This window comes from Paenibacillus chibensis, assembly GCF_004001045.1.
In the GTDB taxonomy this organism is placed as follows: Bacteria; Bacillota; Bacilli; order Paenibacillales; family Paenibacillaceae; genus Paenibacillus_AQ; species Paenibacillus_AQ chibensis.
In genome coordinates, this window is the sequence record NZ_BIMK01000018.1 from 80,960 (window position 1) to 104,503 (window position 23,544).

Sequence of the window (23,544 nt, forward strand, 5' to 3'; positions counted from 1 at the left end):
GTTGCTTCTTTTTTCGGATGATTATTTGAACCCTGGGTTTATCCTCTTATTTGTTCTCCAGCTTCGCCTGCTCTACTCGCGCTTGCGCCGCTGCATAGGTGTCGATCAGCTTCTGCACGCCGAGGCCGTTGATTTCCTCCACGTATTTCTCCCACTCGTTCAGGCTTCTCGTACCCAGGACAAACTTGGAGAAGTTCTCTTCCCTGTATTTTTTCACGGCTTGCCCCGTCACCGACAGCACTTCATTCTCCGCATCCGTAAAGGCAGGCTTCGGCTGCATGGCAGGCGGATCGTATTTGGCCGCTTCCTCGTAAGCCTTCTTCAGATCAGGCGAGAATAGCGACAAATGGGCATTGTAATCGATCCATGTATACGTGCCGCTTGTCTGCAGACCGGTCTGCTTCCGCATCTCCGTCACGTCCGTGTATTCGGGCTTGAACTTCTTCTGCCCGTTCTCTTCGGTGTACGTCTCGCCTTCCTTGCCCCAGCTGCTCAAGGTCCGCCCTTCCTCGCTGTAGAAAAAGTCCATGTACTTCATCACGTCATCCTTGTGCTTGGAGGTTGAAGCAACCGTCAAGCCGCCTTCCAAATAGTGAAAATACGGGTTCTGCGGCTTCATGCCGTCGAGTCCGGCAGGAGGAGCCATGAACTGCAGGCTGTATTCCGGGTTATCCTTTTGCATCGCATTATTGAAAAAGTCCACGCGACTGATATAGTCGATCGTAATGAACGATTGTCCGGTAGACATTACGTCCTGCCACTGCTTGGTCTGGATTGACAGGAAATCCGGCGGTATGAGCCCTTCCTGGTAGAAGGTATGCCACATGGAAACCATCGCTTTGTAGCTGTCCTCCGTCGGCCCGAATTTCCATTTCTTTTCATCAAAATTATAGTACACGTCGCTGCCGCTGCCGAAATTGGTTGTCAGGTTCGCCATCATTTCATCCGGAATCTGGCCGAAGCGCATGGAGAGCGGATAGCTGTCCGGATACAGCTGCTTCAGCTTTTTGAGCACCTGATGCAGCTCCTCGTAGGTTTTCGGTGCAGCAAGGCCGTTTTTCTTGAAAATATCCTCGCGGTAGAGCCAGATCATACGATTTGTTTCCCCGAAGCCCTGGTTCGGGAACATATACATTTTGCCGTCCGCAGAGAGCGCCGCTTTGGCCTCTTCCGGATACTTCTCCATCCACGCCTTCAGATTCGGCATCTGGTCCACATGGTCAAGGATGTTCTCCAAGGCCCCTTGATCCCCGTATTTGTTGGAGTCGCGGCGGCTCGACATGTACAAGAGATCGGGCAAATTGCCGGAGGCCATGACCAGATTGAGCGTATCGCTAAGCTTGCCGGACGGCGTCTCCACATTCAGTGACACCCCTGTCTTATCCTTGATCCAGCTCCAGATCGGCCACTGCTTGCTGTATGGAAACGTGGCGTTGTTATCCAGCAGCGCGGTCAAAGTCACCTCCGATGGCGTCTTGGTGCCGGTCTCGGCATCGCCCTGTGGCGGCGTCGAAGCCGCCGGTTTATCCGTGCCCGCGGAGCAGCCCGCTACCGCAAACGCGAGCAGCAGCACCGCCAAGAGCTTGGGATAGGATCGTTTCTTTCCCATACTTGCATCCCCCTTTGATTTCCTGATTCCATTCCAAACGAATGATGCGCGTGCCTCCGGATTCCGCTGCGATGGCAAATGTTCTTAGGCGTGCTCTGATCCTTCATTGGCAACACTGTGGATTCTTGCGTCTCCCTAACCCCTAACCCTTCACCGCACCGATCATGGACCCTTTGACGAAGTATTTTTGCACGAAAGGATACAGGATCAGGATCGGCAGCGTCGATACCATGATCGTCGCGTACTTCAATGAATCCTCCACGACCAGATTATCCCCGCCGATCTGCGTCACCTGTCCGGAGCTGACGCTGCCGGCAAGCACCAGATTGCGCAGCAGCACCTGCAGCGGGAACAGCTCCTGGCTCCGCAAATAGAGAAGCGGATACAGGAAATTATTCCAGATCCCGACCGCATAAAAAAGTGAGATCGTCGCAAACACGGGCTTAGACAGCGGCACGATGATCCGGAAAAAGATCCCGATATCGTTCAGTCCGTCCATCCGCCCCGATTCCTCCAGCTCTTTGGGGATTCCGCTGAAAAAGGTGCGCATCAGGATGAGGTTCCAGGTGCTGACCGCGCCCGGAAGCACCATGCCCCAAATCGTATCCACCAGTCCGAGCGAACGCACGACCAGAAACGTCGGGATCATCCCCCCGCCGAAAAACATCGTGAATACGATAAGCAGCGTAAATCCTTTATGGAACATCATGTCTTTGCGGGACAGGGCGTACGCTCCCATGGAGGTGATCAGCATGGCAATGGCCGTGCCGAGCACCGTATACAGGATGGTGTTCCGGTAAGAAGTCCAGATTTGCGGGTCGCCGAGAACGAGCTCATACATCCGCAGGTTGAAGCCCTTCGGCCACAGCGTGACCTCCCCCTTCATGACGTACACGTCTCTGCTCAGCGATACCGCGAGCATATATACGAACGGATACAGCATAACGGCGGCAATCAGCAGCATGATCAGCGTGTTGATGACGGTGAACAGGCTGATCCTTCTCCGCATGCGCCCGGTGGTCACCATAGGCTCGTTCCTCCTAACCGCCTGCTGAGCGTATTGGCCGAAAATATAAATATAAAGCTGATGACTCCCATAAACAGATCGATGGCAGACGCGTAGCTGAAATTCCCCTGCTCCATACCGACCCGGTACACATAGGTACTGATGATATCAGCCGTACTGTACACGGCCGGATTGTACATCAGGAATACCTTTTCGAAGCCGATCTCCAGTACCTTGCCGATGTCGAGAATCAGAATGATCATGATCGTCGGCGCGATGCCGGGCAGCGTCACATGCCACAGCTTCCTCCATCTTCCGGCTCCGTCGATGCCAGCGGCTTCGTACAGCTGCGGATCTACCGCGGTCAATGCCGCCAGGAAAATGATCGTCTCCCAGCCGATGTGCTGCCATATTTCCGAAAGGACGTAGATCGGCCGAAACAGCCCCGGTTCCATCATGAAATTGACGGGCTTACCCCCGAGCGAGGTAATCAGCTGGTTAATGATTCCTCCGGTCGGTGACAAAAACATGATGACCATGCTGGCAACGATGACGTTGGAAATAAAATGCGGCAGGTAGCTGAAGGTCTGCACCCACCGTTTAAATACGGCGTTCCGGACCTCGTTCATAAGCAGGGCGAGAATAATCGGTGCCGGAAAACCAAACAGCAGCTTGTAAAAGCCAAGCAAAAACGTGTTTCGCATTAATACCCAGAAATCCGGATTGCCGAAAAACATGCGGTAGTACTTCAAGCCGACCCAGTCGCTCGCCCAGATTCCCTTGAACACATTATAGTTCTTGAACGTGATGACCAGTCCGAACATCGGGGCGTATTTAAAAATCAAATAGTACAGCAGGCAGGGCAGAAACAGCAGCCACAAATATTTGCTCCGCCGAAAAGCCCGCGCCATCGGACCGGTGCCAAGCCTGGCCCGCCGCGGCGCTGCCTTGATCCCCCCGGCGCCCGCAATACCCGTATCCGCCGGTTTCATTTCACTTCCGCACCTCCCTTGTCGTTCATGGATGGCCTTACCTGTACCGACAGCATACCGGATCGAACCTCAGAAAATAAATCGGCATGTTTGCGGCGCCATCCCCTATTTTCCGGGTGAGTGGAAAGGTTGTAGAGAATCCTGAAAAGGTGAATATTGTGTGAACGCGAAAATAAACCTTATGATATAGTCACTCTGAGGCTAGGTGCTGCTGCCCATCGATAACCGACCTACAGGATATGGAGGTGTCAACCCGAATGTCGATCATGTTGAAGGGGAAGCTCGGATTTCACACGCTGTTCACCAAGCTTCTTTCCGGTTTTCTCGCCGTCATCCTGCTGCTTGCCGCCTTTAACCTCGTTTCCTTCTTCTATTTGAAGCAGCAGATCCATAACGAAATCGTCAAGTATAACGAACTGGGCATGAATCATGCCGCGCGGGGCTACGAAAACCAGTTCCGGCTGACCCGGGAGATGGTGCTCGGCCTGAATCAGGATCCGCTGTGGACGACATACGTCAACCAGCTGCGGCAGGTGAAGGACAATCAGGCGTACGGCTACGTGAACGATGTAATTAAAGAGATGAAAAGACTCTATACCAACCCGTTTCTAGGCATGGACAATTTAATGATTTATTTTCAGAAGGATGCCTACGTCGTCGAGAAGGACGGGACAAGCGGCGCAAAATCAATGTTCGGCACTTACTACAGCAGTCCGTCTTATCCGCTGGCGTTCTGGGATGAGCAGTTTACCGAGGCCTATGCCTTTCATGTCTTCCCGGCAGCGGAGTTCAGCGAGAAAACGCTCGGATCAACGCGTTCCAAAGGCATGCTCCTGCCTGTCGTGATCAAAATGATGCCTTACAAGGATATGTACCTGATCGCCATGCTGGACACGGAACGCTTGGCCCGCGACCTGCAGTCCGCGATGAACGGAGATTTCTACATTCTGGATGGAGCCGGGCATCCGCTCTATGCGCCCGCATCAGCAGCGGATGACGCTTCCCTGCCTGCGTTTGCATCGCTCGATGACCGGCATTCGTTCGTGCAAACCGGAGACTTTTATTATTTTTACAAAAAAGGGCCGGAGACGGGCTTCACGTATGTCAGCAAAGTTCCGGTTCAGAGCATTTCTGCACAGCTTCTGAGTTTGAACCTCGTCCTGCTTTCGCTCCTCGGTATCGTAGGCTTGCTGGTCGTTCTGACTTACGTGTTCAGCCGCCGTGTCCATCGTCCGATCCGGCTGATGGTCGATTCCCTCCGGAAAGACGAACCCGAGCCTGCGGCCGGGCCTGTCCGGGAAATCGAGCTGATCAGCCGGAGAGTGCAGCATATGCGCTCTTCCCACCAGCGAATTTCGCATGATTTGGCCCGCAAGAACTCCATGCTTCGCCATTACGCTTACTCGAACCGGCTCAAAAACATCCATATGAACCTCAGCGAGCTCCGGGAGCTGGCCGATGCCAGCAAGCCTTATGTCATGATCGCCTATCAAATCCTATTCAAGGAGAGCCATGCGCATGATCATATGGAACCGGGAAAGGGGAGCTACTATCTGCGGGAGTATATCGATCTGGTCTGGCAGCAGGTTTACCCGGAATCGGTGACGATTCAGACCGAGCCGCAGCAGGTGCTGTCGATCGTGTTCCTGCCGGATGAATCCGCCGAGACCGCTTCCCGGCTCCACCATCTGCTGGACGTGTTCAGCGCGGATCAGGACTCTTATCTCGTGACGATGGCCAGCAGTCCGGTTCAGCCGGCGGGTACGCCTTTTACGGGCACGTATGCCAAGGTGAACGGAATGCTGAATCAGCGCAGGCTCCTCGATCAGACCCAGTGGATCCAGCAGGAAGACGGGGGCCGCGGCCGGGAGACGCGCTGCTTCAAGGCGCAGTGGGAACAGGAATTCCACAACCGGCTGCTGAGCGGGAACGAAGAGAGCATGGAGGAATGGATTCTAAAAAGCCTCGGCGCGCTTGCAAAAAGGCAGTCGACAGCCCTCGAATACCGTCAATTCGCCAAGGATGTGGCCGACGAGCTCGACAAGCTGCTGCGCACCCTCCACCTCTCCGCCGCATATCACGCCGAAGCGGTGCCGCAGCTGGATCAGACCCGGGATTTCTTCAGCGCAGACCAATACGAAGCCTGGTACCGCGAGCTGCTGAACCCGGCGCTGCAGCTGATCCGGCGCAAGACGGAAAACCATGACCCGATCACTTCGTTTGTCATGACGTACATCCATGATCATCTGGAGGAGGACATCAATCTCGATATGATGGCCGACAAGCTGAACATTACTTCCGGATATTTGTCCACCTATTTCAAGGAAAAGACCGGCCAAAATTTCAGCGATTATCTGAACGATCTGCGCATCCGCACAGCCAAGGATCTGCTGCAAAATCTGGACCTTCGCATTCAGGACGTCGCCGTCCGGGTCGGCTACATGAACGTCAACTCCTTCATTCGCATGTTCAAGCGCCACGCGGGCATGACGCCGGGCGAATTCCGGAAGAAGTATGCCTCCTAGGGCCGCGTGCCGGCCTGGAGGGGCGAGTAAAAGACATGACTCTCCGGAAATAGCGGCTTTTAAGCGATTTACTGAATGGTTTTTGTTGCATACCGGACAGCAATGCCAGTAAGTAAACGGGACTGCCCCGGCCGCGTGCGGCTGGAAAAGGCAGTCCCGTTTGATTTCATGAGCGTTCATGAGCGGCTTCCTCCGCCGTTCGCGGAGCGAGCATACTTTCTGTGCCCATGCTTGTAGGTCTCTTGAATCAAAATCCGGCCCTCCTCATACGTGAAAAGGATCACGTCCGCCGGGGCTCCCGGCGCAAGCCCGGCCCGGGTCGGCAGCTTCATCAGCCGCGAAGGCCCGGTCGAAGCCATGTCCCAGGCTTCGCCGAGGGCGCATATGCCTGCTGAAGCCATATGCGCGACCCCGCGGGCAAGCGGCAGAGCCGAGCCTGCCAGCAAAGCCGGCTGCTCGGCAAGCTGCAGCCGCCCCTCTTCCGTCAGCGTCACCCGTCCCCCGACGGGCGTGACGTACGGCCCCGGCGGCATGCCGCCCAGGCTGACTGCGTCGCTGACGAGGATCAACCGGTCGCCCTTCGCCTTACGGGCGACCTTCAGGAAAGCGTCCGGCAGGTGGAAGCCGTCGGCGATGACACTGGCCCACAGCCGCTCATCCGCAAGCTGATCCCAGATGTAATGGGGATGACGCGGCAGCACCGGGTGGGCGCCGTTGCCCAGATGCGTGGACAGGCACGCGCCGGCAGCCGCAGCTTCCTCGATGCGGCTGCCTGAGGCGGCCGTATGGCCGATGGCGGCCACGACGCCTTGCTGCGCGCAGCGGGCGATGAAGCCTTCGGCCTCCGGCCATTCCGGCGACAACGTCACGATCCGGATGCGTCCGCCCGCCGCCCGCTGCCACGCTTCGAAGGCTTCGATGTCCGGCGCCCTCACGTACGCCCGGTCATGGGCGCCGCGCGGGCCATCCTCCGGCGAGATGAACGGCCCTTCCAGGTGGATGCCGGCGATGCTGTGCGGCGCCATCGGGCCGTACGCCCGCTCCAGCCGGCAGCACGCCCTATGGATCACGTCAACTGCGTGCGCGAGGGACGCGTCGCTGCCCGTGATCACCGTCGGATAAAATGTAGTGACGCCTTCGGCCCACAGCCGCTCCATCAGAGCGATCGCGTCCTCCTCCGTCACCTCGGGCGCATTCATGTCGATGCCGCCATAGCCGTTGATCTGCAAATCCACGAGACCGGGAGCGATCCAGGGTAGCCCCCCGCCTTCGTTCCCGCTGGCCTCATCTGTCTCGTCATCCGGTGCGGCGCCGATCGGTTTGCATTCGGCTATGACGCTTCCCGATATGCCAAGTTCGATCACTTCGCCTGTGCGGTAATGCCTCCCCTTGAGGGAAAAGGCCGCCCCAGGAGCGTCATCCGTATCCATAACACATCCTCCTTTCCAACTGGTCTCCGCTTATTCCCTCCGAAATGCCTCCGGACAGGAATCGCGGTCCAGATAGAGGACGCTATTCGCATGCGTCCGCAAAATCGAGGCCGGGCAGGCCGTCGATACCGGCCCCTCCAGCGCATCCCGAACGGCATTCCGTTTAGCTGTGCCAGGCACCATGCACAGGAGCCGCTCGGCTGATAGCAGCGCCGGCACCGTCAGCGTCAGCGCCTCCCGCGGCACCTGATCAAGCCGGCCGAAGCAGCCGTCGTTCACCTGCTGCTGCCGGCAGGCTTCGTCCAGCACGACACTTTTCACCGTGCTGGGGTCCTGAAAGTCCGCTACCGGCGGATCGTTAAAGGCGATATGCCCATTCTCGCCGATGCCAAGGCAGACCAGATCGAGTGGCGCCTCCTCCAGCAGCGCGGCATAACGCCTGCACTCCTCCCCGGCTTCCGCCGCCGGATCGATCAAATGCACCGCACCCGGCTGCACGCGCTGAAACAATCGCGTCATCAGAAAATGGCTGAAGCGCTGAGGCGCATCCGGCTCAAGGCCGATGTATTCATCCATATGGAACACCGTGACCCGTTTCCAATCAATCCCTTCCGCCTCCGCAAGATGATCCAGGAACTCATTCTGTGACGGCGCGGCCGCGAATACCACCCGTACCGCTTCCTGCGCTTTCAGCTTTAACCGGATGGCTTCGGCGGCATCCAGTGCCGCCGCCCTTCCCAGGTCGTCGCGGCCGGCGTACTGCCGGACCTGCAGACAGCCTGCTGTCCATGTCCGCTCAGGCATGGGAATATTCATCCCGATCCCTCTCCTTTCGCTTCTGTTCTCCGCTGGTCGGCAAGCCACTACTTCAAGAAATGCCGAGCCGATCGGGCTTCAGCAGCTCAAACAAGCCGTCAAGGCATTCGCGTGTCGCGGCCTCGCCCCCGTCGGAGAAAGCATATCCCGACGGCCGCTTCAGCTGCTCCTCGCTTAAGGCAGAGGCAAGCCGGTAATGCGTCTCGACGACCAGCCAGCCCTCGTACCCGTCGGCCGCCAGCCGGTCCAACAGGTCCGAATAGCCGACCTGGCCCCGGCCGATCGCCACCGCTTCTGTCCGCTCCGGCCCGCGAACGGCATCCTTCGCATGCATGTGTACCATCAGGCCGCACAGCGCTTCGTACCCGTCCGGGTAAGGCCGTTCGCCGGCCGGGTCCCATAAATCGTTGCCCGGATCGTATAGCGCCCGGACTTGAGGGGACGAGACGGCTTGCACGAGGGCTGCCACCTTCTCGCCGTTGGTCGCGTTCACGGACGGGTCCGCTTCCACAATGAAGATGGTCCCAAACTCCTCCATCACCGGCACCACGAGCTCCAGCTCCCGGACGATCCGCGGGAATGCAGTCTCCCAGTCCCCGTCGGCCCAGAAGCTGAAGCCCCGGATATACGGCGCGCCGAACTGCCGGGCCAGCTCCGCGTACCTGCGGAGCATGCGGTGATGCGCAGCCGTCTCTTCCACGTTCCCCAGATTGCATTTGAATACCGGCGTCGATAATCCGCAGACGCGAAGCTCGGCATCGTGAATCCGGGCGGCGATTTCATTCACCCGCTGCCCGCTGAGGCGATGCAACTGCTTGCCTTCCACCGACCGAAGCTCCAAGCCTTCCAGTCCATAATCTTTTGCGATCCGGATCGCATCCTCGATATCCTGCGAGATTTCATCCGTGATGACGCCCAGTTTAAAGCATGCCATGCCCTTGCCGCCTCCTTTTCGCGTAGCTCCGTCATGTTCACTGCATGAATATTTAATGGCCTAATCCTTCTTTGGCGCTTGGAGGCTGGTGTTCTTCATCATGGGCTTGCCGGCTTAGTCCAACACCTTCAGCGCTACAGTCCGGCCCGTACGCCGGCTTTCGTTCGCCGCCTCCAGAAAAGCAATCACCTCGACGGTTTCCCGGATATCCAGCGGCGCAGCTCCGGTTAGGAACATGCGCATCACCGCCTCCAGCATGCTGGCATAATACGGCTTCGAGGCGGCGTAAATATCCACGAATTCCGTGCCCTCTTCCCGGTGCAGCAGTGCCCCGAAGCGCTTATTGCCCTTCCGGTTGCCGCGCAGCGTACCGATGCGGCCGTCGGACCACATCCCGACGGCTACGTCGTGATCCTCCGCGGTGGTGACCTTGACCTCGACACAGCCGGGACCCATGCAGCGGTACAGCATGTCGGCCATATGAATGCCGTACCAGTAAAATCCCGGCTGCGTCGGCTGCAGCTCCATCGGTCCGCTGCAGTCCGCGCCGATGATTTGCCCTTTCCCTTCATCGCTGGCGGCCGCTGCCAGGTTCTCCGCCCAGCGCACCGAGGAGCAGCTCATGAGCGGCACGCCATGCTCTTCGGCGATGCGAGCCATCGCCAGCGCGTCCCGGCTTGCGAGCGCAAACGGCTTATCGACGAATACAGGCTTCCCGTAGGGCGCCACGGCCGCAAGCTGCTCCAAGTGCAGCCTGCCGTCCACGGTGAGGAGCATGATCGCATCCGCTTCTTCGGCAACCTCCTCCAGCCGATCCGTCATCCGTACGCCGAATTCGTCGCGGATTTGGGCCGTATATGCCGGTACCCGGCTGATGCTAAGCGGGAAATCCGGCGATCCTCCCGGAAACGCCACGGTCACGGTTCCGCCCTGCACATGGAACGGATGCGCAGGCCGGTTGAGCATTTCCGCAAATAATGGGGCATGGGAAGTATCCAGGCCAATCATGCCGATGTTCAACATGTTCGAGTCCATGCTTATACGCCTCCAGGCTGCAGCTTCACTTCTTTACCGGTCCGGGCGGATTCGTAAATGGCCAATATCAGGTCGACCGATTTGCGCGCCTCTTCCCCGGATATGAGCGGCTCGCGGTTCTCCTTCACCGCGCCGATCAAATCATCAATCAGCATATAATGTCCATCGGCCGAAATCGCGCGCGGATCATCGGTGCCGTCGGCGGTTCCTTGTGACGTGCCGGTCGGAGCCGCGTCATCGTCTACCGTTTTCCACACTTTAAAGCCGCTGTCTCCGTATACGATCGAGCCGTGCTCCCCATGGATTTCAAAACGCGCCTCCTGGCCCGGGTTCACCGTCGTCGCCCCTTGGATGACTCCATAGGCTCCATTCGCATACTTCACCACCGCAACGGCTGTATCCTCCACCTCGATGTCATGAATCAGCGGTGAAGCGTACGCGAACACACTCTCCACGTCGCCCATCATCCACTGGATAATGTCCACGCCGTGAACGCCCTGATTCATCAGCGCCCCACCGCCGTCCAGGGCCCATGTGCCGCGCCAGCCGGCGCTCTTGTAATATTCGCGGCTTCGGAAATATTTCAGGTAAGCGTCCCCCAAAACCAGCTTGCCCAGCTTGCCTTCCACGATCGCCCTTTTCGTCAGGAGGGCTTCCCGCGTCGTCCGTTTCTGAAATACGGTTGCCAGCTTCACCCCGTTCGACCGGCAGGCTTCGATCATTTCATCCATGTCCTTCGCCGTAATGCCCAGCGGCTTCTCGCAAAATACATGCTTGCCGGCCCGTGCCGCCGCGACGGTAATGTCCCGGTGCAGACCGCTCGGCACACAGACGCAGACCGCGTCCGCTTCCCCTTCCTTCAACAGCTGTTCCACGTTTCTGTATGTCGGCGGCGATCCGAACTCCCTCGCCAGCGCCTCGGCCTTCTCCTCTACCTCATCCACGATGGCCGTAAGCTCGGCCTCCGGATGGCTGACAATCGCACGGGCGTGAAGCGGTGATATGACGCCCGCGCCGACAATGGCAAACCTCATCTTTTTCATCATTGCGACCTCCTTAATCGGTGAATGCACCGCGGACTTTCATCTCCATTCTAAAAACAGCCGCCCCGGCTGCCAATCCTCCGTTGTTCCGCTTTGCCCGCATCTTTGGCATCAGCCGCAAAATGGAAGATGAATCCGCAGAAGTGCGTATTCAGATGTATATGAGGCTTGGCAGCGCGATTATCGCAAAAAAAAGAAGATGCATTCCGCATCTTCCCTGCTTCACTCACCTTTATGCTTGTATTCTGTCTTGCTCCCGGGGCTGCTCCTCGAGATTCCATCTGGCAGCCCAGCGCTCCATTTCCAAAAGGGCCGTCTTAAAATCCATGCCCTTCTCGGTCAGCGAATACTCCACCGTCACAGGCACCGTCGGGAACACCCGTCGAGAGACGATGCCGCTATGCTCCAAATGGCGGAGCGCATTGGACAAGGATTGCGTCTTGACGACGGCCAGGTCCCGACTGAGCTGATTGAACCTTCTCGGCCCCTTCGACAGCTCCGCGATCACTAAAAAGGCCCACTTCGCCCCCAAAATCTGCAGCACGGAGCAAATATTCGAGAGGTCTTCCTTATCGCCTGGCTGAGATTGTTCCATATACCAATCATCTCCTTACCATTTGTAAGTAACTCCATGTATTTGGATAACATCCAAATATTTTGCGTCCTTACTAAAGAAATGTAACACCATTATAATGCAATGGAGAGCTCTCCAACATCCCCGAAAGGAATGATTTTGATGAACCGTTTGTTTATATATATTCTGACGTTGGGCGTTTTTCTCACCGCCACTTCCGAACTTATCGTCTCCGGCATCTTATACGTCATCGCTTCCGATCTCCGTATTTCGGTTGCGCTTGCGGGGCAACTGGTTACGGTTTACTCGCTTGCTTTTGCCTTCTTAACGCCCGTGATTGTATTTTTCACGTCCCGTTGGGAACGCAAAAGGGTGCTGCTCCTGTCGCTCGTTCTCTTTATGCTGGGAAGCGCAGCTTCCATCGTCCCTCATTTCGGTGTCATTCTGGTTTCCAGGGCCCTTTTGGGCGTAAGCTCGGGCGTATACCTGGTGACGGCTTTCGCTGCCGCGGCCAAAATCTCCCCTCCCGACAAAGTCGGCGCCGCCATCGGCACGATCGTGCTCGGCTTTAGTTCCGCCATGATTTTGGGCGTTCCGATCGGCATCGCCATTACCAAATGGCTCAATTGGCAATCCATCTTCGTGATTCTCGGCGTGCTGAGCCTGTTGATGGCCCTTGTCATTCTCCGGTTTCTTCCGCGCATGTCCGGCGACGAGCCGGCTTCATTACGCCGGCAGTTCAGAGTACTGAGCTCCGGCATCATCGCCAGCCTGCTCCTGCTCAGCTTTTTCCGCGAGTCCGGAAATTCCGTCCTGCTGACGTATTTGACGACATTCCTGAACGAACTGCTTCATTTGAACGCGGGAACGATCAGCCTGCTCATGCTCGGGCTTGGACTCATCGGCGCGATGGCCGCCCGACTGGGCGGCTCCGGCGCCGATCGTTGGGGAACCCGCCGCATCATTCTCGCCAGTTTAATCATGCATGTGTCAGCACTGCTCCTGCTCCCGCTATTCACGGGCTCGCTCGCCGCAGAAATCGTGCTGATCGGATTCATCATGTTTTCGATGTTTATGGGCGGACCTGCTCTGCAAACCCATGTGATCAAGCAGGCTCCCGAGTCTTCCAGCCTCGTCCTCAGCCTCAACACGTCGATGATTCATTTGGGCCTCGCCGCTGGTGCCGGTTCGGGCGGCATGCTGATCGAACGCACCTCGACGGTCCTGTACAATCCATGGCTGGCCGGAATCGTTGTGACGATCGGGCTTGGGACAGCGCTCCTAAGCTTCGCGCTCGGCAAACGGCACTCTGCTCAAACTGCGTAAATGAAAGGGCATATCCTCCTCCGCGGGCATTTACCTTCACGGCTGTATTCAACCGTATGCCAAAATTCGCACAGGAGTACAATCGTCAGCATCTGCCCGTTCCCGCCTTCTTCAGATCATATGAGGACAACAAAAAATAAGAAGATGCCTGGGGCATCTTCTTATTTTGTCAAAACCTATGACTACTGCGCGACCGGGCTATTTCGCAATGCGTTCGCTGCCTGCGGTCGTCCGTGTAAAAGCATGATCCAAGGAAGCTTCTTCAATGTCACCGTAAGCCCAGTGATCAGCGGCGACATCCTGCCAGGTCGGAACCGTCACACCCTCCAAAGGTCCGCGCTTCAGGATGCGATTGATGACCGTAACAGCCTCCGCACGCGTCAATGGCTGGTTGGGACGGAAGGTGCCGTCCGGCATGCCTTTCATGATGCCTGCTTGAACAACCAGGCTCATGTCCTTCTCACCCCAATGTCCCGAAATATCGGCCAAGCCGGTAAGGAGTGGACCCTCCTGCGCCTCCAAGTGAAGCCAGCGGCTTACGACCGCGGCCATCTCGGCACGCGTAATCGATTGCTCCGGATGGAACAGCCCATCCGTAAAGCCCTTCATGAGTCCTTTCTCGGTCGCTTCGCGGATCGCTCCCTGTGCCCAATGCGTGGAGCGGATATCCGGATATGCCGCCGCATCGGTAACAGCGGTTCCTCCGATGCCCACCCGGCTCAGAATGGTAGCCATCTCTGCACGGGTAAGGCTTTTTCCCGGCTTGAACGTGCCATCAGGATATCCTGCGACATATGCCTTGTGACTTCCTTCGGAACCCGATGCCGAAGCGCTCGAGCTCAGGATTCCGCCCTGCCCGATTCCATGATCCTTCAAATACTGTGCCAGCTCGTCGATGTTGACGATCGTAAATGTGCTGAACTTGTCGATGCTAAAGGAAAGTCCCATTCTAGTATCGTCATAAGGCACCACGACAGGTTTGACGAGCGCGCGCTCGCCGTCGCTATGCTCGATAAACACGGCCAGGTTGGCCATGAATGCTTCCCGCTTCGCCTGGTCGGCAGGAACGGAGGCTGGGTCGAGCGGCAGCGTGATCGTCACAGCACGGCTGCTCAGGTTGGTTTCGATCGTCATCGGACGGCCGACCACATAAATGCTGCCAGTGCCAAGCACCTCTCGAACGATACGTTCCTGCTTGGCACGCGTTTCTACCTGTTTGCGTTCATCTTCCTTTTTAATAGGTACGATGCGGAAATACAGGTCTTCGCTGAGCCCGGCCAAAGATTCGGCAGGAATATGGATTTGGCCGTTTTGCGAATAAATCGTCAAATCAAGACCTGCATTCACGAGCTTTCCTACGGCATCTTTAGAGATGCTGATATCGATTTGCGATACTTCGTCCTTCGCGTCCGGAAGGAACAACCGCGCTGTCGTGGAGCCGCTCGCTTTGGCTGTCTTCACGGTTTCTTCAGCTTGGCTGGACGTATAGTTGACCATGTCCTTTTTCGTCTTGTCCGGCAGCGTCGTTCGGGTAATGACCGTTTTCGCGGCATTTTCGAACTGTGAGCCTTTGCCGACCTGTACGTTTAACGTGATCGTTTCTGTGGAAGGCTGCGGAGCCGGTGATGGATCAACTCCTCCTCCAGAGCCCCCGCCGTTTCCTTGACCGTTACCCGGCACAGGCGCCTTGGCCTTGACGATCAGTGTAATTTCTTTCGTTTCCGTGGCGTCCCCTTTTTTGATGGTCGCCTTCAAAGTGATGGTCTGATCCCCTTGACTGCTGGCCGGACGTGTAACTTTTCCGGTAGACGGATCGACGTAGCCTTCCGGCTCGCTGGTCCAAACGATGTCGGTCCCATGCTCTCCGTGCTTCGGAAGTTCAATATCGCTCGTGACGTTATTTTCGTTCTCGCCTTCATGATAGACGATGTTCAGATCGGCTTTATCCCGTTCCACGGCTTCCTGATCCGTCATCGGCTTCGCTTTGATGATCACCGTAAATTCTTTCGTTTCCGTGACGTCTCCCTTTGTAACGGTCGCCTTCAAGGTGATTGTCTGATCCCCTTGACTGTAGGAGGGACGCGTAACTGTTCCGGTAGACGGATCGACATAGCCTTCCGGTTCGCTGCTCCAAACGATATCGGTCCCATGCTCTCCGTGCTTTGGAAGCTCGATATCGCTTGTGACGTTATTTTCGTCCTCGCCTTCATCATAGCCGATGTCCAGGTCGGCTTTGTCCAGCTCCACGGATTCCTGATCCGTCTTCGGCCGTGCTTTGACGAGAAGCGTGAAGGTTTTGGTGTCCGTCACGTCACCATTGGTAATCATTGCGGTCAGCGTCACCGTCTTGTCTCCTGCTGGTCTTACCACGGTGCCATCCGTTCCGATCACATCGGGATCGCTGGAGGCCCAGGTAATCTGGGAACCGTTCGCACCGCTTGTCTTCAAACCGACATCGCCGGTAACGCGGGTGCTCGAATCGCCTTCTTGATAAATAACGTCCAACATGCTCTTATCCAGCTGAACGACTGTATTTTGACTAGGCACGTCCAAATAGAAGCTGTTGGAGGTCAAGCTATTCTCGGTTCCCTCTACCCCGTTCGGCTGGATCGTAACCGAAGCATATTTGGAAATATTATTTTTTACGATGGTCCGGCCTGTAAACGTCACGACAATCGTCTGATCGTCCGATTTAACGGCATTATACGTAACGCCGTCAGGCAAATTATTGATGATTAAGCCCGTTTCCGCGCCGGAGGCAAACTTGCCCTTGCTCAGCGTAACGGTCAGCTGGGGAGCAATCGTTCCGTCCGGCTGGTCCATAATACGGTCTGGTGTCACCGTAATGGTTGGCGGCGGGTCTTGGAACATGATGCCGAACGAATTCGATTGTACGTCTTCGGCCAACGTAATCTTCTCGCCCGGAACATCGATTCGATCCTCGTTCGGGTCAATGCATTCCTTCACGACCGATAGGACAATATTCGAAACGCTGTTCACCGCCGAATGATCCAGCGCTTTGCCGGTCAGCGTAACGTACAGCTCATCATCGATGCTTCTTACCGAGCCGACTTCAAGCCCTGGCGGAAGGTTATCGATCCGAATGTCCCCGACTGTCAGCGGATGCTTAAACGATCCATGATATAGCGCTGCGACGATGGTATTCGCGGTTTCGCTCAGTGAGCCGTCGTTACGATCCGATTCACGAAGCTCAGGCGTCTGCACCAGCAAGTAAGGTTCCGGCTCGTTGAAGTTAATTTTAAAGGTATTGCTGGTAAGTTTATGTCCATTGCTTCCGATTACTTTGCCCGCATCAACGACAAGCGACGACATCAGATCGTTAACATTATCATGAGCCTCCGCATACGTATCGAAGGTCACCGTAATATGGGAAGGGTCTACGAAAGTCACGTCTGGTTTGACCATTCCTTCCGGTAAATGATCCAGGCTAACACCGCCCTCCGCGATATCCTGTGTGAAGGTGCCATTTTCGATGCTGACATTCAGCGATCCCTGAACCCAGCCGTGACTGAAATCCGAAACCTCCGCAACCTCGCCTTCCTGGACATGGACCCGTGCCGGATCGGCAAAGCCGATCGAAAAGACAGGGGTCGTCAAATCCTTGGTCGCACCCGAGATCACTGCTTTATTGATCGTGATGGAGATGCGGTCCGACGAAAATTCCTTGCTATGGTTTACCGCTTGCCCGGTAAAGGATACCTTAATATTCTTTCCATCCTGGCTTGGCACGACGGAAGGGATGAGTCCGCTTGGCAGATTGTTGACTTTTATATCGCTCACTTGAATTTGAGGGCTAAACGTCCCATTAGAAATGTAAATGGTTTGTTGTCCTGCTACGGAACCGTCATTTTCAGGCGCTTCCTGCAGCATAGGTTCACTCAAGCTCAGATTCGGATTCACGTAAGGGTAAATCGTCACCGGTTTCTCGTCAAAAATCCCGCCCGGTCCTTCGATCCGCACCTTGGTCGTGACCTGCTTGTCCGATATCAAATAAGTGGCGGTCTTCCCATCGTTGCCTGTCGTAACCTGATTCTGCACAATGCTGACCGCAGGATTATCAACCTTGATAGTCAGCGGGATATTCCCGGCCGGAGTGTTGTCGACCGCAAGCGTCTGGATATTCAGCTTAACGCGCTGATCAGCTTCCGCGGCCGGGGTGAGCGTAACGCTTTTCGGCGCTTCAACGTACGTTTGTGTATGGGTGTCAATCGGGCTGTAGGTGTTGGCAAAATACCACTTGGTAATATTGTGCTCCTGCCATGCCGAGCCGGTAGAGGCCGTGAACCCGACATACACATCGTCCGACTGCAGAATGTTCGTCAGATCCAAATTGGTTTTTTTCAAGACATAGCCGGTAGGCCGATAATCCGTAGTGCTCATCCGCACTTCGATGGACTTCTCCGCTCCGTCATAGTCGATCCATACATGCTGCGTCGCCGGATTTTGACGCAACCGGATATCAGGCGTGCTGTCCAAATTGCGGTAATCCCCGACGTAGGAGGTCGCGGAGGTCGCTTCTTTCTGGACTGTATGGTTTACGGCTCCATTGATATCGACTGCCGTATGATTCGTATAGAGGCTATCCTTAGCGTTCTCCCCGAGACCTGACGGATCCCCGAGATTTCCGATGTCCGGACCGTTGCGGAACGTATCGAACTCGACGCCGACGCTCTTGCCGATCCCGGCATATCCAAGGCCCGACCCCAATCCTCCGGCACCATTCGAGGTCGTCTGAACAGTAAAGACCAGGCCGTCCGCCCAAGTCCACGGCTTGCCGTTTACGGTTTGGCCGCTACCCTTGACCATATTGAATTCGAAATATGTACTGAAGGATTTATTGTTGGACAAGGAAATCCGGTTATTGTTGAACACGGTTCCCCATTGTCCGGACTGGCTTGGCGTAAGCCGCAACACATTGCTCACGACAGCCGAGTTGCCGTTCAGCTTCAATCTTCCATCCTGGCTGAACCGATCGTATTTAAACGTCAAATAATTCTGTTGGTCCGATTGCGCGTAACCGACAGAAACGAACAAATGACTTGCCTGCAGGCATATCAGTGCAATGGCCAACAAGCAGGAGGTCAGTTTTTTCATAAACATATCTCGATCCCCTCTCTTCATATAAAAATTTACACGGCGATAACGCGCATTCCGATCAAAAAAAGTCGGTCTTTTGGGCTCACACCAAAGATTCCTTTACTGCGACATAATACCTACCTTTGAAAATATAACAGCCCCCACTGAACCGATTCTGAACATTTTTTTACATTATTCTACAAGTTTAGACCTTCTTAGAGAAATGCAGGGCTTAACTGTCTCCAGTAAGGGTGTATAGTCTCTAAAATTTTAAAAAATAAAAAAAGAGGACGCCTTCGCGCCCTCTTTCATCGTGTCTTGCTTGGATTAAACTTGGGAAATCGCAATATTCAATGTTTTGATCTCGTACGGTGCCAGAGCGACCTCAAATTCATGCCCGTTTACTGCCAAATCCACCGGGTGCTCCTCCATCAAATCGGTTTCCTGCGCCGACTGCACCGCTCCCAGGTAAGGATTCACCTTCACGGACGCCTTCGTCCGGATTCCTCCGAATTCGTACAGGCGCACGATCAGCGAGCTGCCGTCCTCTGCTTTTTTCACCGTATCGATCATGACGTTCGCTGCATCCACGTTCAGCATGCCCAGCGTCGCCTGCAGCCCCGCCTCCTCCGTCGCTTCGGCCGCAAGCAGCGGCGTATTCAGCTCGCATGCCGCTTGATGCGTTCCCGCTTCATACCATCCGCCGCTATGCGGATACAGCGAGTACGTGAATTCATGCAGTCCCTGATCCGCATTGCCGTCCGGATATACGGCGGACTTGATCAAGCTCAGGCGAATGACGTGATTGCGGATGTCATGGCCGTATTTGCAGTCGTTCAGCAGGCTGACGCCGTATCCGCCTTCGGACAGGTCTACCCAACGCTGGGCAACGGACTCGAAGCGGGCATAATCCCAGCTCGTGTTCCAGTGCGTCGGACGCTCCACGTTGCCGAACTGGATTTCGTACGTCGCTTTGGTCGAGCGGATTTCGACCGGGAAAGCTGCCTTGAGCAGCTGTTGATGCTCATGCCAGTCCGCTTTGGTCTTGAAGTCGATGCGCGGATGGTCGCGGTAGACGGTCAGATGCTGCTCGATCGTGGAATGCTGATAGCTGTACACCAGCTTCAGCACGCCCCGCAGCGGCCCGGCCTCCAGCACGGATACTTCGCGCAGATCGCCCACGACGGTCATTTTGTCCTGGTAGTAAATATCGATGTCCCAGGCGTCATGCGCCATCGGCTTATCCTCGAACACCTGCAGCACGTTCGCCGGCTGACCCGGCTTCAGCACCTCGCGTCCGGCCCGTTTGTCATAGAGGGAAACGAACTGCCCGATTTCGTTCAGGCGGATGCTGTAGTATGGCGTCTCCAGATGTTCCGCCGTGATAATCCAATCGGTGTTGGCATCGTCGTTTCCGGCATCGTCAACCATCTCCGCTGCTTGTGCAGCGGCACCGCCTCGTCCGTATACGGTCGTATAGCCGTATGCGGGCACATCCATCACGTATACCAGCATCTTGCCCTCTTCCGCATCATCCGCCGATGCGGCCTGGGTGTCCAGCTTCACCCCGTCCGCCGTATACCAATCAAGCTTCGCTGCGCCATCCAGCTCCACCTCAGCCAGGAAGGATCGCGTCCAGCCCAGCGCATTGAAGATACGGACCTGAAGCCCTTTTTCAGCTACAACAGCGGCTTTCTTCGCTCCATGCCCGTTCAAGCCGGCGAGGCCTGTTTCGATCGCGGCAAGCGCAAGCTTTTCGGAGTCCTCGTATTCAAGCTTGCTGTCCTCGTACACTTCCTGGATGGAGGAGCCCGGAATAATGTCGTGAAACTGGTTGCGCAGGACGATTTCCCAGCTCTCCGCAAGCTGCGCCGACGGATAGGCATGCTCCGGATTCAACGCCAGCGCGAAGGCGTTCAGGAATTCCGCGTGATGCAGCAGCAGCTCCATCCGGCGGTTCATCCGCTTGTTGTACGCTTGGGAGGTATAGGTTCCGCGATGGTATTCCAGATACAGCTCGCCGTCCCATAAATGCAGCTGCGGTTGATCCTTGACCTGCTCCTCGAGCTGAGCGAAGAATTCTTCCGCTCCGCCCGCTTTGACCTGGGGCGCTCCCGGCATATCCTCATAACGCCGTACCGCCTCCAGCATATCGCGGGTCGGGCCGCCGCCTCCGTCCCCCCAGCCGTAGGCCAACAGCAGTTGATCATTGATATCCTTCTGGCGGTAATTGTTCCACAGCCCCTGCACGGATGCTCCGGTCACATTCCCGTTATACGTATAGAACCAGCTGCCGTCATTATCCGGCGTCGTAATGTAATGCGTCAGAATTTCCGTCCCGTCGATCCCTCTCCATGTGAACGTATCGTAAGGAAAGCGGTTGTACTGGCTCCAGCTGATTTTGGTCGTCATGAAGTAGTCAATGCCGCTCTTCTTGAGAATTTGCGGAAGCGCCCAGCTGTAGCCAAAGACGTCCGGCAGCCACAGCACGCGGTTATCCACGCCGAATTCATCCCGGAAGAAGCGTTTGCCGGTCAGAAGCTGGCGCACCAGCGACTCGCCGGACGGAATGTTGCAGTCCGACTCCAGCCACATGGCTCCGGTGGCTTCCCAGTTTCCGCTCTGCACGCGATCCTTGATCTTCGCATACAGCTGCGGGAAATCTTTTTTCATATAAGCATACAGCTGCGGCTGGGATTGCAGGAATACGTATTCGGGGAAGCGGTCCATCAGCGTCAGCACCGTCGAGAAGGATCGTCCGGATTTCTCGCGCGTATGCTGCAGGCGCCACAGCCAGGCTACGTCGATGTGGCAGTGTCCCACGGCCGTAATTTGCGGTCGCGGTCCGCGCGGAATCGCTTCGAGGCGCTCCCGCAGCGTCCGGCGCGCCAGCGCCGCCGAAGCGTAAAACGTTTCCGATCCCGGCCGGCTCCAGTCCAGCTGATGGAACGCCTCTTCCAAAGCCGCCGTCAGCTCATGTCTTTCCAGCTGGCGTTCGTCCAGCTGCTTCACGGTTTGCAGCATATGAAGCGACGTATAATACAAATCGTCCACGTCAGCATCCAGAATCGCCATGCTCAGCGAATCGATCCGGTGATCAAACGGCGATCTGCCGTCAGGTGCGCTCAGGCCGCTCCAGGCATAAATGGCCAGCTCCGCCCGGCCCTCTGCTACCGTATCCGCCGGGAAAAAGAGCTCCGCATGATTGCGGTCCAGCGCCTGCAGCGGTTCGCCGTTCAGGTAAACCTGCGCCTCGTATCCCGTGCAGTTTCCTCCGCCTGTCTCCCCCAGCTTGACGAGTCCAATGACATCCTCTCCATGCCAGCTGCGAGGAAATTCGATGTCCGTCATAAACCACGCATACCGGTCTCTGCCGCCCCAATGGTCGCCTACGCGAACGACCGTACCCGACGCGGATTGCTGACGCGCATCATTTAGATCCTTCACATCGGGAATCATATGTACCTTATCTAATGCTCGGCCCGCCCGGTATCGAAGTCCGGCCAGCTCCCGAATCCGGTTTTCCAACTTCTGCAGAACAAATCTCATAACTGTTTTTGCTCCCTTCCCCACGCTTTTATTACTTTTAGTATATATAATATATCATTTATATCTAATGTAAATAAAAAAATGACGATCCGCTATATTTCTTAGCAAATCGTCTTTCGTCGATAGAACGATGTCCTGCCGACGCGCGGGGTTATGAAAGGCTCGTCATGATAGCTGCAGGCGGGGCGCATCTTCTCCATTACCGGCGGCGAATCGTTCAATCGTTTCAAATGGCAGATGGTCGGTAATCAGTTCTCCATAATAAGCTACCTGAATGACGCCGTCCTCGTCGATTAGAAACTCGGCCGGAATCCGGTTGAAATTGGAGCCTTCCTCCGGGATCAGCTTGAATCCCGCCGCTTCCACCTTAGCGGATATCTCCTCATGGATGCCCGGCTTCGACAAGGTCGCCTGCGCCTTGGCTTCCGATGACTCCACGCCGAACAAATCGTATACCTCTGCCACGGGATCCGCGATCAAAGGAAAAGGTGCGTCCTGCTGACCGACATATTTGCGGAGGCTCGCTTCCGGAGACTCGAAAAAGGTGATCACCTCCATCCCTTGCTGCTGCCAAACCGTGGAACGCTGCATGAATTGATGCACTCTCAAATTGCATAAAGCGCAGGCCGAATTGCGAAAGAAGGCAAGCAGCACTTTGCGATCCCGGTAATCTTCCAGGGAAACGGGATTGTCATGCTGATCCTTACTGCGGAATAAGGGGGCTGTGTCCCCGGGTCGAAGCTGGTCGTTCATGGTGTATTCCTCCTGATCATCCAATTTAGGCATCATCGCCTGTAACCCAATGTATCAGGAAAGGCTGCGGCACTCTGTGACCTAGTCACCCAACGCCGCTTCCATGCTGCTTCTCCGTTCGATCCGGACCCATCCGCGTCCGGTCTCGATCCATCCCTGTTGTTTAAATCTCTGCAGCGAGCGTGACACGACCTCCCTTGCGGAGCCGATCTGCTCCGCCAGCTCCTGATGCGTCATGTGCAGCAGCGGCTGTTCCTCCGCGGTTCCGCGCAGCAACGCTTTGGCAAGACGCTTCTCCAGCGGCACGTATTGTTTTTCCTGCAGGAGGTCGACCATTCGGAGCATCCCCTCCATGAGGCCGCCGAAAATTGCGGTGCGGATCGGCTCGTATTCCTGCACCCAGCGCATGAAGCTGCCTTTGAGCACGAACAGCACATCCACGTCGGTTTCGGCGATCAGCGAGCCGGGATAATCACGTCCGCTCAGTCCGCTGAGCACCATCAATGAACAGACCTCTCCCGCAGTGAGCATGTTGAGCACCGATTCGTTTCCCTGTTCGTTAATAACCGTAATCCGCGCCGTTCCGCTTAGCAGAAACATGCCGTACGCCGAAGCATTCTCCGGACGAAAAATGCTGGATTTCGCCTGGAAATGCTGCACGTATGGATGAGCTTCCGCCCAATCCGCAGGCTTTACCGCGCTTAAGCAGGGAAAAACGTCAAACCATTGCTTGTCTACATCCATATTCATCTTTCGTCTTCCCTCCCTTATGGGTCCAATTACGCGAACCCTTCACGGCCAAAGAGCCTGTTATCCCTCTCGATAACAGGCTCTTCGAATGAATGCAAGCTCATG

At 56.1% G+C, this 23,544-nt stretch carries 15 protein-coding genes; 2 read left to right on the forward strand and 13 right to left on the reverse strand.

Annotated elements, in window-relative coordinates; all coding sequences use genetic code 11:
- Positions 1-46 precede the first annotated feature (46 nt).
- The 3 genes from PCH05_RS15800 to PCH05_RS15810 form a co-directional block, all read right to left on the reverse strand.
- The gene (locus PCH05_RS15800) at positions 47-1,609 is read right to left on the reverse strand and encodes an extracellular solute-binding protein (protein WP_127603569.1); all 1,563 of its coding nucleotides are present in this window, start codon (positions 1,607-1,609) and stop codon (positions 47-49) included.
- Between the two features lie 142 nt (positions 1,610-1,751).
- Positions 1,752-2,618, reverse strand: a complete 867-nt coding sequence (locus tag PCH05_RS15805; protein ID WP_127603696.1) for a carbohydrate ABC transporter permease — start codon at positions 2,616-2,618, stop codon at positions 1,752-1,754.
- A gap of 11 nt (positions 2,619-2,629) precedes the next feature.
- Positions 2,630-3,526 carry an ABC transporter permease gene (locus PCH05_RS15810; protein ID WP_127603698.1) on the reverse strand — a complete coding sequence of 299 codons (897 nt, stop codon included), beginning with the start codon at positions 3,524-3,526 and terminating at the stop codon, positions 2,630-2,632.
- A gap of 338 nt (positions 3,527-3,864) precedes the next feature.
- On the opposite strand from PCH05_RS15810, the gene PCH05_RS15815 reads away from it, so the two are divergent.
- Complete coding sequence (locus PCH05_RS15815; protein ID WP_164766668.1) at positions 3,865-6,132, forward strand: helix-turn-helix domain-containing protein; 2,268 nt, start codon at positions 3,865-3,867, stop codon at positions 6,130-6,132.
- 176 nt (positions 6,133-6,308) lie between these two features.
- Here the strand turns inward: PCH05_RS15815 and PCH05_RS15820 are convergent, their stop codons facing one another.
- The 6 genes from PCH05_RS15820 to PCH05_RS15845 all read right to left on the reverse strand — a co-directional run bounded on the left by PCH05_RS15820 (position 6,309) and on the right by PCH05_RS15845 (position 11,985).
- Positions 6,309-7,562 carry an N-acetylglucosamine-6-phosphate deacetylase gene (locus PCH05_RS15820; RefSeq protein WP_127603573.1) on the reverse strand — a complete coding sequence of 418 codons (1,254 nt, stop codon included), beginning with the start codon at positions 7,560-7,562 and terminating at the stop codon, positions 6,309-6,311.
- A 30-nt stretch (positions 7,563-7,592) separates the two neighbouring features.
- Positions 7,593-8,378, reverse strand: coding sequence for a glucosamine-6-phosphate deaminase (locus PCH05_RS15825; RefSeq protein ID WP_246049616.1), 786 nt, complete (start codon positions 8,376-8,378; stop codon positions 7,593-7,595).
- Between the two features lie 52 nt (positions 8,379-8,430).
- Positions 8,431-9,312, reverse strand: coding sequence for a sugar phosphate isomerase/epimerase family protein (locus PCH05_RS15830; RefSeq protein WP_127603575.1), 882 nt, complete (start codon positions 9,310-9,312; stop codon positions 8,431-8,433).
- A gap of 114 nt (positions 9,313-9,426) precedes the next feature.
- Positions 9,427-10,347, reverse strand: coding sequence for a Gfo/Idh/MocA family protein (locus PCH05_RS15835; protein ID WP_127603577.1), 921 nt, complete (start codon positions 10,345-10,347; stop codon positions 9,427-9,429).
- A 2-nt stretch (positions 10,348-10,349) separates the two neighbouring features.
- Positions 10,350-11,390, reverse strand: coding sequence for a Gfo/Idh/MocA family protein (locus PCH05_RS15840; RefSeq protein ID WP_246049618.1), 1,041 nt, complete (start codon positions 11,388-11,390; stop codon positions 10,350-10,352).
- Positions 11,391-11,622: 232 nt separating this feature from the next.
- Positions 11,623-11,985, reverse strand: coding sequence for a winged helix-turn-helix transcriptional regulator (locus PCH05_RS15845; RefSeq protein ID WP_127603581.1), 363 nt, complete (start codon positions 11,983-11,985; stop codon positions 11,623-11,625).
- Between the two features lie 141 nt (positions 11,986-12,126).
- Between PCH05_RS15845 and PCH05_RS15850 the strand changes: the two genes are divergently transcribed.
- Complete coding sequence (locus PCH05_RS15850) at positions 12,127-13,290, forward strand: MFS transporter (RefSeq protein ID WP_127603583.1); 1,164 nt, start codon at positions 12,127-12,129, stop codon at positions 13,288-13,290.
- A 198-nt stretch (positions 13,291-13,488) separates the two neighbouring features.
- On the opposite strand, the gene PCH05_RS15855 is transcribed toward PCH05_RS15850, so the two are convergent.
- From PCH05_RS15855 to PCH05_RS15870, 4 genes are all read right to left on the reverse strand, one after another.
- On the reverse strand, positions 13,489-18,411 hold the full coding sequence (locus PCH05_RS15855) for an immunoglobulin-like domain-containing protein (RefSeq protein ID WP_164766669.1): 4,923 nt from the start codon (positions 18,409-18,411) through the stop codon (positions 13,489-13,491).
- A 303-nt stretch (positions 18,412-18,714) separates the two neighbouring features.
- Positions 18,715-21,936, reverse strand: coding sequence for an alpha-mannosidase (locus PCH05_RS15860; protein ID WP_127603588.1), 3,222 nt, complete (start codon positions 21,934-21,936; stop codon positions 18,715-18,717).
- Positions 21,937-22,101: 165 nt separating this feature from the next.
- Entirely contained in the window at positions 22,102-22,689 is a 588-nt protein-coding gene (locus PCH05_RS15865; RefSeq protein WP_164766670.1) for a redoxin domain-containing protein, read from the reverse strand.
- 81 nt (positions 22,690-22,770) lie between these two features.
- Positions 22,771-23,439: a Crp/Fnr family transcriptional regulator gene (locus tag PCH05_RS15870; RefSeq protein WP_127603592.1), complete on the reverse strand. Its 669-nt coding sequence runs from the start codon at positions 23,437-23,439 to the stop codon at positions 22,771-22,773.
- Positions 23,440-23,544: the final 105 nt, after the last annotated feature.

Coding starts and splice junctions, on each gene's coding strand:
- PCH05_RS15800 (WP_127603569.1), bottom strand. CDS start 1,609: ATGGGAAAGAAACGATCCTATCCCAAGCTCTTGGCGGTGCTGCTGCTC.
- PCH05_RS15805 (WP_127603696.1), bottom strand. CDS start 2,618: ATGCGGAGAAGGATCAGCCTGTTCACCGTCATCAACACGCTGATCATG.
- PCH05_RS15810 (WP_127603698.1), bottom strand. CDS start 3,526: ATGGCGCGGGCTTTTCGGCGGAGCAAATATTTGTGGCTGCTGTTTCTG.
- PCH05_RS15815 (WP_164766668.1), top strand. CDS start 3,865: ATGTCGATCATGTTGAAGGGGAAGCTCGGATTTCACACGCTGTTCACC.
- PCH05_RS15820 (WP_127603573.1), bottom strand. CDS start 7,562: ATGGATACGGATGACGCTCCTGGGGCGGCCTTTTCCCTCAAGGGGAGG.
- PCH05_RS15825 (WP_246049616.1), bottom strand. CDS start 8,378: ATGAATATTCCCATGCCTGAGCGGACATGGACAGCAGGCTGTCTGCAG.
- PCH05_RS15830 (WP_127603575.1), bottom strand. CDS start 9,312: ATGGCATGCTTTAAACTGGGCGTCATCACGGATGAAATCTCGCAGGAT.
- PCH05_RS15835 (WP_127603577.1), bottom strand. CDS start 10,347: ATGGACTCGAACATGTTGAACATCGGCATGATTGGCCTGGATACTTCC.
- PCH05_RS15840 (WP_246049618.1), bottom strand. CDS start 11,390: ATGAAAAAGATGAGGTTTGCCATTGTCGGCGCGGGCGTCATATCACCG.
- PCH05_RS15845 (WP_127603581.1), bottom strand. CDS start 11,985: ATGGAACAATCTCAGCCAGGCGATAAGGAAGACCTCTCGAATATTTGC.
- PCH05_RS15850 (WP_127603583.1), top strand. CDS start 12,127: ATGAACCGTTTGTTTATATATATTCTGACGTTGGGCGTTTTTCTCACC.
- PCH05_RS15855 (WP_164766669.1), bottom strand. CDS start 18,411: ATGTTTATGAAAAAACTGACCTCCTGCTTGTTGGCCATTGCACTGATA.
- PCH05_RS15860 (WP_127603588.1), bottom strand. CDS start 21,936: ATGAGATTTGTTCTGCAGAAGTTGGAAAACCGGATTCGGGAGCTGGCC.
- PCH05_RS15865 (WP_164766670.1), bottom strand. CDS start 22,689: ATGAACGACCAGCTTCGACCCGGGGACACAGCCCCCTTATTCCGCAGT.
- PCH05_RS15870 (WP_127603592.1), bottom strand. CDS start 23,439: ATGAATATGGATGTAGACAAGCAATGGTTTGACGTTTTTCCCTGCTTA.